The following is a 14,992-nucleotide window of genomic DNA, read 5'->3' as shown; positions in this document are numbered from 1 at the left end:
CGCGGCGCTGACCGGAGCCGCGCGGGCCGGCAGCAAGGAGCGCAATGGCCACCAACCTCGTCAATCTGGAAGCCGTCGGCAAGGTCTACGGAACCCGTGCCCTGCTCGACGGTGTCTCGCTCGGCGTCAACGAGGGGGACCGGATCGGCGTCGTCGGGCGCAACGGGGACGGGAAGACCACCCTGATCCGGATCCTCGCCAAGCTGGAGGACGCGGACACCGGCCGGGTCACGCACAGCGGCGGGCTGCAGCTGGGCGTGCTCACCCAGCACGACTCCCTCGACCCGGCCGCCACCATCCGGCACGAGGTCATCGGGGACATGGCCGACCACGAGTGGGCCGGCAACGCCAAGGTCCGGGACATCCTGACCGGGCTCTTCGGCGATCTGCATCTGCCGGGCTTCGACAAGGGCCTGGACACCGTCATCGGGCCGCTGTCCGGCGGCGAGCGCCGCCGCATCGCCCTGGCCAAGCTCCTGATCGCCGAACAGGACCTGATCGTCCTGGACGAGCCCACCAACCACCTTGATGTGGAAGGCATTTCGTGGCTCGCCGGCCATCTGCGGGCGCGCCGCAGCGCGCTGGTGGTCGTCACCCACGACCGGTGGTTCCTGGACCAGGTCTGTACGCAGATGTGGGACGTCCAGCGCGGCGCGATCCACGAGTACGAGGGCGGCTACAGCGACTACGTCTTCGCGCGCGCCGAGCGGGAGCGGATCGCGGCCACCGAAGAGACCAAGCGGCAGAACCTGATGCGCAAGGAGCTGGCCTGGCTGCGGCGCGGCGCCCCGGCCCGTACCAGCAAGCCGCGGTTCCGTATCGAGGCCGCCAACGAACTGATCGCCGATGTGCCGCCGCCGCGGGACACCGCAGAGCTGATGAAGTTCGCCAACTCCCGGCTGGGCAAGACCGTTTTCGAGCTGGAGAACGTCACCGTCCAGGCGGGCCCCAAGGAGCTGCTGAAGCATCTGACCTGGCAGCTCGGGCCCGGCGACCGGATTGGCCTGGTGGGTGTGAACGGCGCGGGCAAGACCTCGCTGCTGCGGGCGCTGGCCGAGGCGGCCCGTACGCAGGGCGAGGCGCAGCCCGCGGCCGGGAAGATCGTCGTCGGCAAGACCGTCAAGCTGGCGTATCTCTCGCAGGAGGTCGGCGAACTCGACCCCGCGCTGCGGGTGCTGGAGGCCGTCCAGCGGGTGCGCGAGCGCGTCGATCTCGGCAAGGGCCGGGAGATGACCGCGGGGCAGCTGTGCGAGCAGTTCGGCTTCACGAAGGAGAAGCAGTGGACGCCGGTCGGTGATCTGTCGGGCGGTGAGCGGCGGCGGCTGCAGATCCTGCGGCTGCTGATGGACGAGCCCAACGTCCTCTTCCTCGACGAGCCGACCAACGATCTCGACATCCAGACCCTGACCCAGCTGGAAGACGTGCTGGACGGCTGGCCGGGCTCGCTGATCGTCATCAGCCACGACCGGTACTTCATCGAGCGGACGACGGACCGGGTCTTCGCGCTCCTCGGTGACGCCGCGCTGCGGATGCTGCCGCGCGGCATCGACGAGTACCTGGAGCGCCGCCAGAAGGTCATCGAGGCCGCGACGCCCGCCCCCGCGCAGCAGACGGCCACGCCCAAGAAGACGGCGGCCGTCAACCGCGCGGCACAGAAGGAACTCCAGAAGATCGAGCGGCAGCTGGACAAGATCGGCGACAAGGAGAGCACACTCCACACCCAGATCGCCGAGCACGCCACCGACTTCGAGAAGGTCGCCGGGCTCGATGCCCAGCTGCGTGAATTGGCGGGCGAGCGCGAGGAGTTGGAGATGCGCTGGCTGGAACTGGCCGAGGACGCGTAGCGGCGCGGGGCCGTGGCCGCGATGGGGGTTCCCCCGGACGGCGTCCGGGGGAGGCTATCGGCCCCGATTGGCCAAGAAGGCCGCATTCCGGTGGCCTTCTCCCCGGTAGGGGGCGCGCGCGGTCGGCCGACCGTGTAGCTTCCCGGGGACAAAGGGGCCCGGCGGGGGCCGGGGGCGGGGCCCGCCGGGAGGTGAGGGGGTTCTCGATGGTCGTGCGGCTCATGGTGGTCGACGATCACCGTCTGCTCGCCGAGGCGCTCGCCTCGGCTCTGAAGCTGCGCGGGCACCGCGTACTGGCGGCGGCTGCGCCGAGCGCCGGGGCCGCGGATCTGGTGGTGAGCCGGGCGCCGGAGGTGTGCCTGCTGGGCACCGCCACGCCCGCCGCGCCGGGGGCTTTCGACCCGGTCGTACGGATCAAGAAGGAGCGGCCGGGGATCGCGGTAGTGGTGCTGGGACCGGTGCCCAGCCCGCTCGGTATCGCGGCCGCCTTCGCCGCCGGGGCCTCCGGCTATGTCCGTAACGACGAGCGGATCGAGGGCGTCGAGCGCGCCATGATGAAGGCGCGGGCGGGCGAGTCGGCCATTGCGCCGCAGCTGCTCCAGCAGGCCTTCGAGGAGCTGCTGCATCCGGCGGTCCAGCCGGATGACGAGGGCGCGCGGCTGCTGCAGCTGCTCACCCCGCGCGAGATCGAGGTGCTGATGCGGGTCGCGGACGGTGAGGACACCCGGTTGATCGCGGCCGGGATGGACATCGCGCCGAGCACGGCCCGTACGCACGTCCAGCGGGTCCTGATGAAGCTGGAGGTGGGCTCCCGGCTGGAGGCCGCCGCGCTGGCGGCGCGTACCGGGCTGCTGGAGCGGGTGGCGCGGGGCGGGGGCGTGCGGGCCAGGGACGCGGGGGAGCCGGAACCGGGGCGCGCGTAGAGGGGGTACGCCCCCTGCAGCGCACCGGACTTGCACGAACTTGCACGCGCTCCGGTCGGCTCAGGCGGGGAAATCCCCGCGCTTGACGGCGGAGACGAACGACGACCAGCTTCCGGCGGAGAAGACCAGCGCCGGGCGGCCGACAAGAGAATTTCCGGCAAGGGCGGCTTCACTCCGGTGTGAACTCGTATCGGAGCTCATAGAGGTGGCCGGCCTTGACCATGACGGTGGCCTCAACGGGCCGTTCATGGTTGCTGTAGACGACGCGCAGGGTCCGAAGGACGGGCAGGTTGCTGGAAAGGTGCAGGGCCTCGTACTGCTCTTGAGTGGGTACGCGGGCCGAGAGCCGGTCGACGCTGAGCCTGGGTGGGTAGCCCAGTTCGGCCAGGAGAGCGGGTGTGCCGCCCTTGATTCTGCGGCGTTCCGTCATCGCGGTGCCGCGGGTGATGTCCAGTGGGTAGTAGGACTTGACCAGTTCGACCGGCTCGTCGTCGATCCAAAGGATCTGGCGGCGGAGCAATGCCGTGCCGCGGTCCGCGAGCTTCAGGGCGTCCGCGACATCACTCGGCGGCACGGCCTCCGCGACCTCCAGCAGCTCGCTGCGTGCCCGCCCTCCGTGCTTCGCGGCCTCGGTGAGCCAGGGGTACTGCTCGCCGGGTCCGGCCGGTGACATGAAGGAAGCGGGCCGCATGGTCCGCTGCCGGTGTTCCCGGACGGTCACCGCAGCTCCTGCGCGACCAACGACGAGACGTTCGTCCTTGAGTAGCTGGAGCGCTTTCTGCACGGTGGCGTTGGAGGCGTCGAACCGTGCCTTGAGCTGCGCCGTGGAGGGCAGATTTGCGCCAGGGGCCAGGTCGCCGCTCATGATTTCGTCGCGTAGATCGGCGGCGATCCGTTCGTGCAGGGACCGCCGGTCGTATGCGTCGTCTTCGGTTCTCGGCACGGTCATCCGATCCTGATCTCGTAGCGCAGCCGCTGAAGGCGTCCGGGCATGGCCATCCTGTCGACTTGGATCGGCCGGTCGTGGCCGTCCAGCGTGACCCGGGTCAGCTGGAGCACCGGCTCACCCGCGCCGGTCCGCAGGGCATCACGCTCCTCGTCGCCGGGCATCCGGGCGATCACATCCTCCCGCACCCGGACGCCTGTGTGCCCGAGCTCGGCGAGGAGCGAGACCGCACCGCCGGGAATCTTTGCCGTCCCGGCCAGACGGGTTCCTCGTGCGATGTGGACGGGGTAATAGGTATCGGTCAACTCGCAGGGCACGTCGTCGAGATACATCACACGGCGTCGTACGACGACGTCCTCGCCCTGGGCGATTCCCAGGCATTCCGCGATCTCGGCCGGTGCCGCGATCTCCCCAGCATGGACGATGCGTTGCCTGCCCCGGCGACCACGGGCGGCAGTCTCCGCGCCCCAGGCGTCGGGCTCCCCCTTCTCACGGGGCGTCAGGTACGGCATCGAGGTACTGACCCACTCGCTGGTGCTCACGGCGTCCTCCTGCGCGGTAGGTGATCCCAACCCTTCGTGTACACGGTAAGCGACTACCTGGCGGCAACCACCCGCTCCCTATCTTGCTGCTTTTCGTGAATGGCGATACGGTTCCCGGGATCGTATAGCCCAGGATCAAGGCGGTGGTTCACCGTGTCCCTGTCACGACAACGTCGATTCCCGCGAACTCGTGCTCATGCTCCCGCTGCGGCAGCCCTTGCTGCCGAAGTTCGCCCGCCTCTCGGAGTCGCTCTTAGGGCTGTTGCCGCCTGCGGCGGGGCGCCACCGGGCGGGCGGGACGTACCCGGCCGCCGGGCTCCGCGCTTCTGCTCCGGTCGGACGGCTGAGCCGAGTGCCGCTGGTGGGCCGCCGCGCAGACGCGCCCATGCCCGTGCCCCCTCGTGTGCCCGTCCGGCAGCCGGCGCTGCTGTGTGGGGAGGACTCGTACCTGGTCCGTCCGTACGTCCGCACGCCCGAGGAACGACGGGAACGACGGGCTCAGCGTGGGCGGCGTCGGGCGCTGTGGCTGGCCGTGCACGGGTGTGACGCGGGGCCGCGCTGGATTCACGGTGTGGAGGTGCGGGCCTGATGGCCCGTCTGTGCCGCCCCGTCCACCTGGGGGAACCGGCGCCGGAGCCCGTACCGGTTGCGGGGTGTGACGTGTGCGGGGCGCTGGCCGAGGAGCGGGCGAGGGCGTACGCCGTGGGGGACAGGTCGAAGGTGACGGACTGCAACGTCGAGATGAGTTGCCACGCCCATCCGCAGGTGGTGCGGGGATGAGCGGGGGCAGCGGCAGTGCGCGCCGCAGGAACGTGTCGTATCAGGATCCGCTCGCCGTGCCGCGTTCCGGTCTCGCGGACCCCAGTTGCTGCCCGGGATGCGCTCTGCTGAAGGAGCAACTGCGCGAAGTCCTTTGGACGCAGAACGGCCTCGCCTTGTGGGAGGTGCTCGACAACATGACGCGGCACAAGGAAAAGGAATACGGGTATCCGGAAGGGGCACCCCGGTCCCGGTAGGCCGGGGCGGGCCGGGCGCGCGGCCGGGGCGGGCCGGGCGCTCACGTTTCCGTAGGCGCCGGGCCCGCGCCGTACCACCGGTCCGGGGCGGGCGCAGTGGTCCGCGGTTCAGTGCGCCGAGGGGCCGTCAGCCGCCTCGATCCCCTCCACCGCGGGCGGCACGGCCGGCCGCAGCTTCAGCCACACCAGGAAGAACAGGCCCAGGACGAGCATGCCGAGCCCCGTCCAGAGGTTGATGTTGATGTCCTCGGCCTTCTTCAGGTCGGCGTCGGAGGCGGTGATGCCGGCGATGGTGACGATGATCCCGTAGAGCACGAACAGGCCGCCGATGATGCGCCGGATGTCGAAGAGCCGTGCCGCGGTCGCGGACTTGCGCTCCAGCTCGGAGACTTCGTTCTGCAGTTCAGACATGGGACGTCAAGCCTCCGATCAGAGGGAGAAGGGCAGGTAGCAGGCGGCGGCGAGCACGATCGCGCCCCAGCCGAGCAGTGCCGGTTTGCGGTACCAGGCGTCGTCGCCCTCGGCGGGCGGCTCCTCCAGGCCGGGCGCGGTCGTCCCGTACACCAGGCCTGCCAGCTCGGCTTCCGGCTTGGGCGCCGTGAAGAGCGTGACGACGACCATGACGACGGCGCCGGCGACGAAGCCGACGATCGCGGAGACGAAGTTGGCGCCCTGGTCGGTGGGGATGGCGATGATGCCCTGCTTGTAGATCCAGAAGTAGTTGACCATCGCGGCGGTGGTGCCCGCGAGCAGACCCCACACGCCGGACTTCATCGAGGCGCGCTTCCAGAACATGCCGATGATGAAGACCACGAACATCGGGACGTTGAAGAAGGAGAACAGGGTCTGGAGGTAGCCCATGATGTTCGAGAACGACGAGGCGATGAAGGCCGTGCCGATGGAGGCGAGGACGCCGACCGCCGTGATGAGCCGGCCGAAGCGCAGGTAGTAGCCGTCCTCCCGGTCCTTCTTCACGTATTTGGCCCAGATGTCGTACGTGAAGACGGTGTTGAAGGAGGAGACGTTGGCCGCCATGCCCGCCATGAACGCGGCCAGCAGACCGGTGACCGCGATGCCGAGCACGCCGTTGGGCAGCAGCTCCTGCATCAGATAGGGAATCGCGTCGTTGTAGGTGAGGCCGGAGCCGGCCGTGCCTATCTTCGGGACCAGGACGGCGGCGATCAGGCCCGGGATCATCACCAGGAAGACGATGAACATCTTGGGGAAGGCGGCGATCAGCGGGGTGCGCTGGGCGGCGGAGAGGTTCTTCGCGGACAGGGCGCGCTGCACCTCGGCGAAGTTCGTCGTCCAGTAGCCGAAGGAGAGCACGAAGCCCAGGCCGAGGATGATCGTCAGCCAGTTCGCGCCGAGCGGGTTGGCGTCGCCGATGCCCGTACCGCCCCAGGCGGTGAGGAAGTTGTGGCCGTGCGAGGACTCCACGGAGTCGGTCAGGCCGCCCCAGCCGCCGACACGCTTGAGGCCGATGATGCAGAGGGGTATGAGCGCGGCGAGGATGACGAAGAACTGGAGCACTTCGTTGTAGATCGCCGAGGACAGGCCGCCGATGGTGATGTACGCGAGGACGAACAGGCCCGCGACGACGATCGCCACCCACTGCGGCCAGCCGAGCAGCGCCTCGACGACGATCGACAGGGCGTAGAGGTTCACGCCCGCGATCAGTATCGCCGCGAAGGCGAACAGGACCGAGCTGAGCAGGTGCGCGGATTTGTCGAACCGCTGGAGCAGGAACTCGGGGACCGAGCGGACCTTGGAGCGGTAATAGAACGGCATCATGACCAGGCCCAGGAAGACCATGGCCGGGATGGCGCCGATCCAGTACCAGTGCACCACCGCGACGCCGTACTGCGCGCCGGTCGCGGCCATCCCGAGGATTTCGGTGGCGCCGAGGTTGGCGGCGACGAATGCGAGGCCGGTCACCCAGGCGGGCAGCGAACGGCCGGAGAGAAAGAAGTCCAGGCTCGTCTTCACGCTGCGCCTGGCCGCGAATCCGATGCCGAGGACGACGACGAAGTAGATGGCCAGGATCGTGTAGTCGAGTCCGTTGGTGGGGAGCCGGAGGCCTTCGGCCAGGGTGGTCATGGGAGGCACTCGCTTCTTTGGGAGCGATCTGAACGCACAGAAAGCTACGCGCGAGCCGCCAGAAACTGAACACTTTTGTTGGTTTTATTTGTTCGATCGTGATCGGCGTGAGCCCTGCGGGGCGGTATGTCCGGATAATGCTCAGGCGTTGACGCCACTGTTTAGTTGTGCTTCATTATGTTTGTTTGTGTTTGGTCGGCGTGGTGTGTGGTGAGGAGCTCCCGGTGAAGAAGACGACGACCCGGCTCGCGGACGGCCGGGAGTTGATCTACTACGACTCCCGCGACGACGCCGTACGCGACGAGGCCGACGGCCGCCCCCTCGACCCGGTGGCCACCGCCTCCGAGATCCGCCACGACCGCCTCCTCGGTGACCGCGTCGCCGTCGCCTCGCACCGCCAGGGCCGCACCTACCACCCCCCGGCCGACGCATGCCCGCTGTGCCCCTCCCGCGACGGCCGGCGCTCCGAGATCCCCGCCGCCGACTACGACGTCGCCGTCTTCGAGAACCGCTTCCCCTCCCTCGCGGGCGACAGCGGCCGCTGCGAGGTCGTCTGCTTCACCTCCGACCACGACGCCTCCTTCGCCGACCTCACCGAGGAACAGGCCGCCCTGGTCCTCGAAGCCTGGACCGACCGCACCGCCGAGCTGTCCCAACTCCCCGAAGTGGAGCAGGTGTTCTGCTTCGAGAACCGCGGCGCCGAGATCGGCGTCACCCTCGGCCACCCGCACGGCCAGATCTACGCGTACCCCTTCACCACCCCCCGCACCGAACGGATGCTGCGCTCGCTCGCCGCCCACCGCGAGGCCACCGGCGGAGGCAACCTCTTCGACGACGTGGTGGCCGACGAGCTCGCCGACGGACGCCGTATCGTCCTCGAGGGCGAGCACTGGGTGGCCTTCGTCCCGTACGCCGCCCACTGGCCGTACGAAGTGCACCTCTATCCCCGGCGCCGGGTTCCCGACCTGCTCGCTCTCGACGAGGCGGCCCGCACAGAGTTCCCACAGATCTATCTGGAAGTCTTGCGGCGGTTCGACCGGATCTTCGGGCCGGACGCGCCCGGGACGCCGTATATCGCCGCCTGGCACCAGGCGCCGGTACGGGCCGCGGACCGTACCGAATTCGCGCTTCACCTCGAGCTTTTCACCATTCGCCGGACTTCCGGCAAGCTGAAGTTCCTCGCGGGTTCCGAATCCGGCATGAACGTGTTCATCAACGATGTGCCGCCGGAGGCCGCGGCCGAGCGACTGCGAGAGGTAGCGAGCGAGTCATGAGCAAGCCTGAGTCTGCCAAGTACCTGGTGACGGGTGGAGCCGGATATGTCGGAAGCGTGGTGGCCCAGCACCTGCTGGAGGCCGGGCACACGGTGACCGTCCTCGACAACCTCTCGACCGGCTTCCGGGCGGGGGTCCCCGCGGGCGCCGAGTTCATCGAGGGCGACATCCGCGACGCCGCCAAGTGGCTGGACGACTCGTACGACGCGGTGCTGCACTTCGCCGCGTTCTCGCAGGTCGGCGAGTCCGTCGTGAAGCCCGAGAAGTACTGGGACAACAACGTCGGCGGCACCATGGAGCTGCTGGGCGCCATGCGCAAGGCCGGCGTCCGCAAGCTCGTCTTCTCCTCCACTGCCGCCACCTACGGCGAGCCGAAGTCGACCCCGATCACCGAGTCCGCCGAGACCGCGCCCACCAGCCCCTACGGCGCCAGCAAGCTCGCCGTCGACCACATGATCAGCGGCGAGGCCACCGCCCACGGCCTGGCCGCCGTCTCCCTGCGCTACTTCAATGTCGCCGGCGCCTACGGCAGCTGCGGCGAGCGCCACGACCCCGAATCCCACCTCATCCCGCTCGTCCTCCAGGTCGCCCAGGGCAAGCGCGAAGCGATCTCCGTCTACGGCGACGACTACCCCACCCCCGACGGCACCTGCGTCCGCGACTACATCCACGTCGCCGACCTGGCCGACGCCCACCTCCTCGCCCTCGACGCGGCGACCGCGGGCGAGCACCTGATCTGCAACCTCGGCAACGGCAACGGCTTCTCCGTCCGCGAGGTCATCGAGACGGTCCGCAAGGTCACCGGGCACCCCATCCCCGAGGTCATGGCCCCGCGCCGCGGCGGCGACCCCGCCGTCCTGGTGGCCTCCGCCCGCACCGCCATCGACCGGCTCGGCTGGCGCCCCAGCCGCGCCGACCTCGCCGGGATCGTCGCCGACGCCTGGCAGTTCACCCAGCAGCTCGACGCCGGCCGGCCGGAGAGCACGAAGGAGTCCTGATGACCGCGACCGAGGCCGGGACGACGGAGGCAGGGGCCGTCTCCGAGGCGTTTCACGCCGTGTACGGCGCCGCCCCCGCAGGCGTCTGGGCCGCCCCCGGCCGGGTCAACCTGATCGGCGAACACACCGATTACAACGACGGCTTCGTGATGCCGCTGGCCCTCCCGCACACCACCGTCGCCGCCGCCTCGGCCCGCCCGGACGGCGTGCTGCGCCTGCACTCCGGCGGCGCCGACGGCGGCATCGTCGAGCTGGTCATCGACGCTCTGCGGCCCGCTCCCGATGGAGGCTGGGCCGCGTACCCGGCGGGCATCGTCTGGGCGATGCGGGAGGCCGGGCTGCCGGTGGGCGGCGCGGACCTGCACTACGAGAGCACCGTGCCCACCGGCGCCGGGCTCTCCTCCTCCGCCGCCCTGGAGGTCGTCACGGCGCTCGCCCTCAACGACCTCTACGGCCTCGGCCTCGCCCCGCAGCGCCTGGCCCAGCTCGCCCAGCGCGCCGAGAACGCCTTCGTCGGCGTGCCCTGCGGGATCATGGACCAGACGGCCGCCGCCTGCTGCACCGACGGCCACGCCCTCTTCCTGGACACCCGCGACCTCTCCCAGCGGCACGTACCGTTCGATTTGGCGGGGGAGGGGCTGCGGCTCCTCGTCGTGGATACCTGCGTGAAGCACGAACTGGGGGACGGCGCATACGCGCAGCGGCGCGCCGACTGCGAGCGTGGCGCGCGGGCGCTCGGCGTGCGCGCCCTGCGCGATGTGCCGTACGCGCATCTGTCCGAGGCACTGGACAAGCTCGCCGATGAGCCCGCCGTCCGGGACCTCGTACGCCACATCGTCACCGAGAACCACCGCGTCGAAGAGGTCGTCGCCCGCCTCGGCGCGGGCGAGACCCGCGCGATCGGCCCGCTGCTGACCGCCGGACACGCCTCGCTCCGCGACGACTTCAAGATCTCCTGCGCCGAGCTGGACCTCGCGGTCGGCACGGCGGTCGCGGCGGGTGCCGTAGGGGCCCGGATGACCGGCGGCGGCTTCGGCGGCTCGGCCATCGTCCTCGTCGAGGAGGCGGACGCCACGGCGGTCACCGCCGCCGTCACCGACGCCTTTGCGGCGGCCGGATTCGTCCCCCCGCGAGTCTTCACCGCCGTGCCCGGCGCGGGTGCCCGCCGCCTGCTGTAACGGGCGCGGCCCGCCGGCAGCCATCGCAAAACGGCCACCGGACCGCCGCATACCACCCACCGATCCGTCGCAAAAACACCCCGCGGGCGGACCGGTTCGGCCATTTGCCCTTCCCTCGCGGCCTCCTGTCCGTACTCTGAGATCAGCACCGGTGGGGGCCGGTGCTGATCAGGGGGCGAGACCGTCGGGTACGGCGCCCGGGGCGGGGTAGTCATGTCGGCACGGCGGCGGCCGTACGGCTGAGGCGATCTTCAATCCGGGCGTCGTGCCCGCTATGGTCCGTTCACCGAGACAGGGGGTCTCCGTGCAACGCATCCGGGTTCTGGTGGTAGACGACCACCGCATCTTCGCCGAATCCCTGGCGGCCGCACTCGCGGCGGAACAGGACGTGGACGTGGCGGCGGCGGGCAGCGCCCCCGCGGCCCTGCGCAACCTCGAACGGGCCGCCGCCGAGGGCCGCCGCTTCGATGTGCTGCTCGCCGACGCCGAGCTGGCCGCCGTCGCGCCGCTGGCAGCGGTGCCGCCGCAGCCGACCGCCCGCGAGAGCGCGCCACGCACCACGGCCTCGGCCGGTATCGCACTCGTCTCCGGCCTGCGCACCAGCCACCCGTATCTGCGCACGGTCGTCCTCGCCGAGCGCGACGATCCGCGCCGTGCGGCCGCCGCCCTCCAGGCCGGCGCCTCGGGCTGGGTCGCCAAGGACTGCTCGCTCTCCCGGCTGCTCGCCGTCATCCGCGGCGTACTGCGTGATGAAACGCATCTGCCGCCCGCTCTGCTGACCGGCGTCCTGCGCGAGCTGACAGCGGCCCGCAAGCACCGCAGCGAGAGCGAGCGGCTGGTGGAGTCGCTGACGCCGCGCGAGCGCGAGGTGCTGCGCTGCATGGTCGCGGGCCTGGGCCGCAAGGCGGTCGCCGAGCGGCTGTTCCTCTCCCCGCACACCGTCCGTACGCATATGCAGAACGTCCTGGGCAAGCTCGGGGTGCACTCCACCCTCGCCGCGGTGGCGCTGGCCCGCCGGGCCGGGGTGGGCCCGGCGGAGGTCGAGGCGGCGACGGCCGGAGCCGCGGCCGCCTCGGTGGCGGTGCCATAAGCCGTTGGGGCCTGTCCCTAGGGCCTGTCGTCAAACTCCCGCCTGCCCCGCGACGCCTGGCACGCACGCTCGCTGCGTTGTCGGGCTCGCCCCGGTACGCCCAGTATCGGGACGACCCTCCGCCTTGCGATCGCACGCACCAGACGCCGCGGGGCCCGCCCTTCGGGCGAACGACGGGAGTTTGACGACAGGCCCTAGTCGCCCGGTTCCGGCTCGGTCAGTACGGCCACGCCCCGCCCCGGCAGCGTGATCCGGCGGGCGGGCGGGGGAGCCGCCCCCGACGCCGTACCGGCCGCCGCCAGCACATCCGTCATCGGCGCGGGGAGGTCGACCTCGACGGACCCGGCCCGGTGATTGAGCAGGAACGTGAACCGCCCGTACCGCCCCTCCGGATCCTCACGGACGGTGGCCTGGACACCGGCCGGCAGCCCCGGCAGTACGGGCGCCGCCCCGGCCTCCTCCCGCACGTCGTCCAGCAGGGCCCGCAGCAGGCCCGGTTCGAGCCGGGTGCCCACGTACCAGACCGTGCCCCGCCCGTACGCGTGCCGGGTCACCGCGGGCCGCCCCGCGAGCTCCCCGTCCGTGAAGTACGCGAGGGCCTGCGCCCCTTCGAGATCAATGGCCTCCGACCACAGATCCGCCGACCCGGCGTACTCCCCGCCGACCGCCACCTGCCGGCCCGCGTCCAGCGGCCAGAACTCCTCCACCCGCAGCCCCAGCAGCTCCCGCAGCGGCGCCGGATAGCCGCCGGGATGCACCCGGTCGTGCTCATCGACGATCCCCGAGAAGAACGACACCACCAGCCGCCCCCCGCCCCGCACATAGGCGGCCAGCCGCTCCGCGTCCCGCGCCGTCAGCAGGTAGAGATTCGGTACGACGACCAGCCGGTATCCGGCGAGCTCGCGCTGCGGAGGCACCACATCGCACGCGACGCCCGCCTCGAAGAAGGGCCGGTAGTGATCCAGCGCGATCCGGGAGTGGTCCAGCGCGGTCGACGGCTTGGAGTCCACCTCCAGCGCCCACCAACTGTGCCAGTCCGCCAGCAGCGCCACCTCGGCCCGCGACCGCGTCCCGGCGATCTCCGGCAGCGACGCCAACTCACGCCCCAGCCCTGCCACTTCACGGAAGATCCGGGTGTCGGTCCCGCCGTGCGGCAGCATCGCCGAGTGGAACTTCTCCGCCCCGCCCAGCGACTGCCGCCACTGGAAATACAGCACCGCATCCGCGCCCTGGGCGACGGCCTGCCAGCTCCACAGCCGCATCGCACCCGGCGGCTTGGGCCCGTTGCGGGGCCGCCAGTTGACCGCGCCGGGCGCCTGCTCCAGCAGCAGCCAGGGCTGCCCGGACCGGGCGGAACGCATCAGGTCGAAGACATAGCCGGCCCGGATGTGATCGTCCGCCGCGTACGGATCCTGGTACATGTCCAGCGCCATGACATCCATCTGCGCCGCCCAGGCGAAGGCGTCCACGGGCTTGTGCTGCGGCATCAGGTTGGTGGTGACGGGCACACCGGGCGCAAGGCGCTCCAGCGCCTCCTTCTCGGCGAGATAGCAGCCCCGCAGCGCGGCATCACCGAACCGCAGATAGTCCAGCTGCTGCGCCGGATTGGGGAAGGTGGGCGCCGTGCGCGGCGGCAGCACCTCGTCGAAATCCCCGTACGCCTGCGACCAGAAGGCCGTCGACCACGCGTCGTTGAGCGCCTCGATGCTCTCGTACCGCTCCCGCAGCCACCTGCGGAAGTCCCCGGCCGACACCTCGCAGTAGCACTGCCGCGTATGGCACCCGTACTCGTTGCCCACATGCCACATGGCCAGCGCCGGGTGTCCGGCGTAGCGGGTGGCGAGCTGCTCGACGAGGCGTACGGCATGGGCGCGGTAGACGGGGCTGGAGGGGCAGTAGTGCTGCCGGCCGCCGGGCCAGCGGCGCTGCCCGTCCACGCCCTCGGGCAGGATCTCGGGATGCGCACGGGAGAGCCAGGGCGGCGGCGAGGCCGTCATCGTCGCCAGACACACATCGATCCCGGCCCCCGCAAGGCCGTCCATCACCCTGTCGAACCACCCGAAGTCCCATGCCCCGGGCCGGGGTTCGACCTTGGCCCAGGAGAAGATCCCGGCCGTGACCATGGTGACATGGGCCGCCTTCATCAGCTTCAGATCCTCGGCCCACACCTCCTCGGGCCACTGCTCGGGGTTGTAGTCGCCGCCGAAATGGATGCCGCCCATCGGACCCCCAAGGGTCGAATTTCAGGTTCTCTCTGTCCCGACTGTCCCGGTTCAGCTTGAGTTCTTGTACACGCTCCAGCCGCCGTCGACGACGAGGCTCGCCCCGGTGACGAAGGATGCCTCCGGGGAGAGCAGGAACGCGATGGCCGCGGCGACCTCCTCCGGCCGCCCCAGCCGCCGCGCCGCGGTCTCCTCGGCGCTGGCCTGCCGTTCCGCATCGCTGATGCCGTCCCAGGCCGCGGTCAGCACCGGCCCCGGCAGCACACTGTTGACCCGCACCTCGGGCCCGTACTCCACGGCCAGCTGCCGCCCGAGCCCGGTCAGCCCGGCCTTGGACGCGGCGTACGCGGGGCGCCCCGGCAGCCCCATCAGCGCATGGACGGACGAGGTCAGCACCACCGCGCCGTGCCGGCCGTGCAGATCGTCCAGCGCGGCGCGCACCCCCAGGAAGGACCCCGTGAGGTTGACGGACAGCTGGCGCTCCCAGTCGGCGAGTGTGGTGCGGTCGGCGGCCGCGACATACGGCACGAAAGCGTTGCTGACCAGCCCGTCCACCGGCCCGTACCGGCGGCGTGCCGCTTCCACGGCGCGCTGCCAGTCGTCCTCCTGCGCCACATCGCAGTGCTCGTAGGAGGCCTGGCCGCCGGCCGCCCGGATGCGGCGCGCGGTGTGCTCGCCGCGCTCGTCGTCGATGTCCAGCAGCAGTACGGCGGCCCCTTCGGCCGCCAGCCGGTCGGCGGTCGCCGCGCCGATCCCGGCGGCGGCGCCGGTCACCAGAACCGTACGGTCCGAGAACCGCCTGCCGTACGGGCCACCGTGGCCGCCGTTCGCCGGGTGCGGTGCGCGCTGCTGGCTCATG

14 protein-coding genes are annotated in these 14,992 nt (G+C 70.8%); 8 read left to right on the top strand and 6 right to left on the bottom strand.

All coding sequences use genetic code 11. From position 1 onward, the window contains the following. The first annotated feature begins 44 nt into the window (after nucleotides 1-44). Nucleotides 45-1,844 carry an ABC-F family ATP-binding cassette domain-containing protein gene (locus ACZ4S3_RS26700; protein ID WP_467938351.1) on the top strand — a complete coding sequence of 600 codons (1,800 nt, stop codon included), beginning with the start codon at nucleotides 45-47 and terminating at the stop codon, nucleotides 1,842-1,844. A 206-nt stretch (nucleotides 1,845-2,050) separates the two neighbouring features. Continuing rightward, the gene (locus ACZ4S3_RS26695) at nucleotides 2,051-2,767 is read left to right on the top strand and encodes a response regulator transcription factor (RefSeq protein WP_467938349.1); all 717 of its coding nucleotides are present in this window, start codon (nucleotides 2,051-2,053) and stop codon (nucleotides 2,765-2,767) included. A 169-nt stretch (nucleotides 2,768-2,936) separates the two neighbouring features. On the opposite strand, the gene ACZ4S3_RS26690 is transcribed toward ACZ4S3_RS26695, so the two are convergent. Together ACZ4S3_RS26690 and ACZ4S3_RS26685 are read right to left on the bottom strand one after the other, a co-directional pair. Beyond that, the gene (locus ACZ4S3_RS26690) at nucleotides 2,937-3,716 is read right to left on the bottom strand and encodes a GntR family transcriptional regulator (protein ID WP_467938347.1); all 780 of its coding nucleotides are present in this window, start codon (nucleotides 3,714-3,716) and stop codon (nucleotides 2,937-2,939) included. Further along, entirely contained in the window at nucleotides 3,713-4,255 is a 543-nt protein-coding gene (locus ACZ4S3_RS26685) for a GntR family transcriptional regulator (RefSeq protein ID WP_467938345.1), read from the bottom strand. Before ACZ4S3_RS26685 ends, ACZ4S3_RS26690 begins: the two co-directional genes overlap by 4 nt. A gap of 588 nt (nucleotides 4,256-4,843) precedes the next feature. Between ACZ4S3_RS26685 and ACZ4S3_RS26680 the strand changes: the two genes are divergently transcribed. Then, the gene (locus ACZ4S3_RS26680) at nucleotides 4,844-5,035 is read left to right on the top strand and encodes a hypothetical protein (protein ID WP_467938343.1); all 192 of its coding nucleotides are present in this window, start codon (nucleotides 4,844-4,846) and stop codon (nucleotides 5,033-5,035) included. Beyond that, nucleotides 5,032-5,271, top strand: coding sequence for a hypothetical protein (locus ACZ4S3_RS26675; RefSeq protein WP_467938341.1), 240 nt, complete (start codon nucleotides 5,032-5,034; stop codon nucleotides 5,269-5,271). The genes ACZ4S3_RS26680 and ACZ4S3_RS26675 overlap by 4 nt, the downstream gene beginning before the upstream one ends. A 108-nt stretch (nucleotides 5,272-5,379) precedes the next feature. On the opposite strand, the gene ACZ4S3_RS26670 is transcribed toward ACZ4S3_RS26675, so the two are convergent. Together ACZ4S3_RS26670 and ACZ4S3_RS26665 are read right to left on the bottom strand one after the other, a co-directional pair. Beyond that, on the bottom strand, nucleotides 5,380-5,682 hold the full coding sequence (locus ACZ4S3_RS26670; RefSeq protein ID WP_467938339.1) for a hypothetical protein: 303 nt from the start codon (nucleotides 5,680-5,682) through the stop codon (nucleotides 5,380-5,382). A gap of 18 nt (nucleotides 5,683-5,700) precedes the next feature. Continuing rightward, a complete protein-coding gene (locus ACZ4S3_RS26665; protein ID WP_467938337.1) occupies nucleotides 5,701-7,371 on the bottom strand; it encodes a sodium:solute symporter family protein in 1,671 nt (556 codons plus the stop codon). Nucleotides 7,372-7,595: 224 nt separating this feature from the next. Between ACZ4S3_RS26665 and galT the strand changes: the two genes are divergently transcribed. The 4 genes from galT (at nucleotide 7,596) to ACZ4S3_RS26645 (ending at nucleotide 11,911) form a co-directional block, all read left to right on the top strand. Further along, the gene (gene galT, locus ACZ4S3_RS26660) at nucleotides 7,596-8,645 is read left to right on the top strand and encodes a galactose-1-phosphate uridylyltransferase (protein ID WP_467938335.1); all 1,050 of its coding nucleotides are present in this window, start codon (nucleotides 7,596-7,598) and stop codon (nucleotides 8,643-8,645) included. Beyond that, nucleotides 8,642-9,643 carry a UDP-glucose 4-epimerase GalE gene (gene galE, locus ACZ4S3_RS26655; RefSeq protein WP_467938333.1) on the top strand — a complete coding sequence of 334 codons (1,002 nt, stop codon included), beginning with the start codon at nucleotides 8,642-8,644 and terminating at the stop codon, nucleotides 9,641-9,643. Before galT ends, galE begins: the two co-directional genes overlap by 4 nt. Then, nucleotides 9,643-10,821 (top strand): galactokinase, encoded by a 1,179-nt coding sequence (gene galK / locus ACZ4S3_RS26650; RefSeq protein WP_467938331.1) that lies wholly within the window; start codon nucleotides 9,643-9,645, stop codon nucleotides 10,819-10,821. Before galE ends, galK begins: the two co-directional genes overlap by 1 nt. Before the next feature lie 304 nt (nucleotides 10,822-11,125). Next, a complete protein-coding gene (locus ACZ4S3_RS26645) occupies nucleotides 11,126-11,911 on the top strand; it encodes a response regulator transcription factor (RefSeq protein WP_467938329.1) in 786 nt (261 codons plus the stop codon). A 194-nt stretch (nucleotides 11,912-12,105) separates the two neighbouring features. On the opposite strand, the gene ACZ4S3_RS26640 is transcribed toward ACZ4S3_RS26645, so the two are convergent. Together ACZ4S3_RS26640 and ACZ4S3_RS26635 are read right to left on the bottom strand one after the other, a co-directional pair. Beyond that, nucleotides 12,106-14,133 carry a beta-galactosidase gene (locus ACZ4S3_RS26640; RefSeq protein ID WP_467938327.1) on the bottom strand — a complete coding sequence of 676 codons (2,028 nt, stop codon included), beginning with the start codon at nucleotides 14,131-14,133 and terminating at the stop codon, nucleotides 12,106-12,108. A gap of 51 nt (nucleotides 14,134-14,184) precedes the next feature. Further along, the gene (locus ACZ4S3_RS26635; RefSeq protein ID WP_467938325.1) at nucleotides 14,185-14,991 is read right to left on the bottom strand and encodes an SDR family NAD(P)-dependent oxidoreductase; all 807 of its coding nucleotides are present in this window, start codon (nucleotides 14,989-14,991) and stop codon (nucleotides 14,185-14,187) included. Between the last annotated feature and the right edge of the window lies 1 nt (nucleotide 14,992).

This window comes from Streptomyces sp. NPDC028368, from assembly GCF_055565615.1.
Note: the sequence above shows the minus strand (reverse complement) of the source record. Positions and strands in the feature narration are given on the sequence as shown.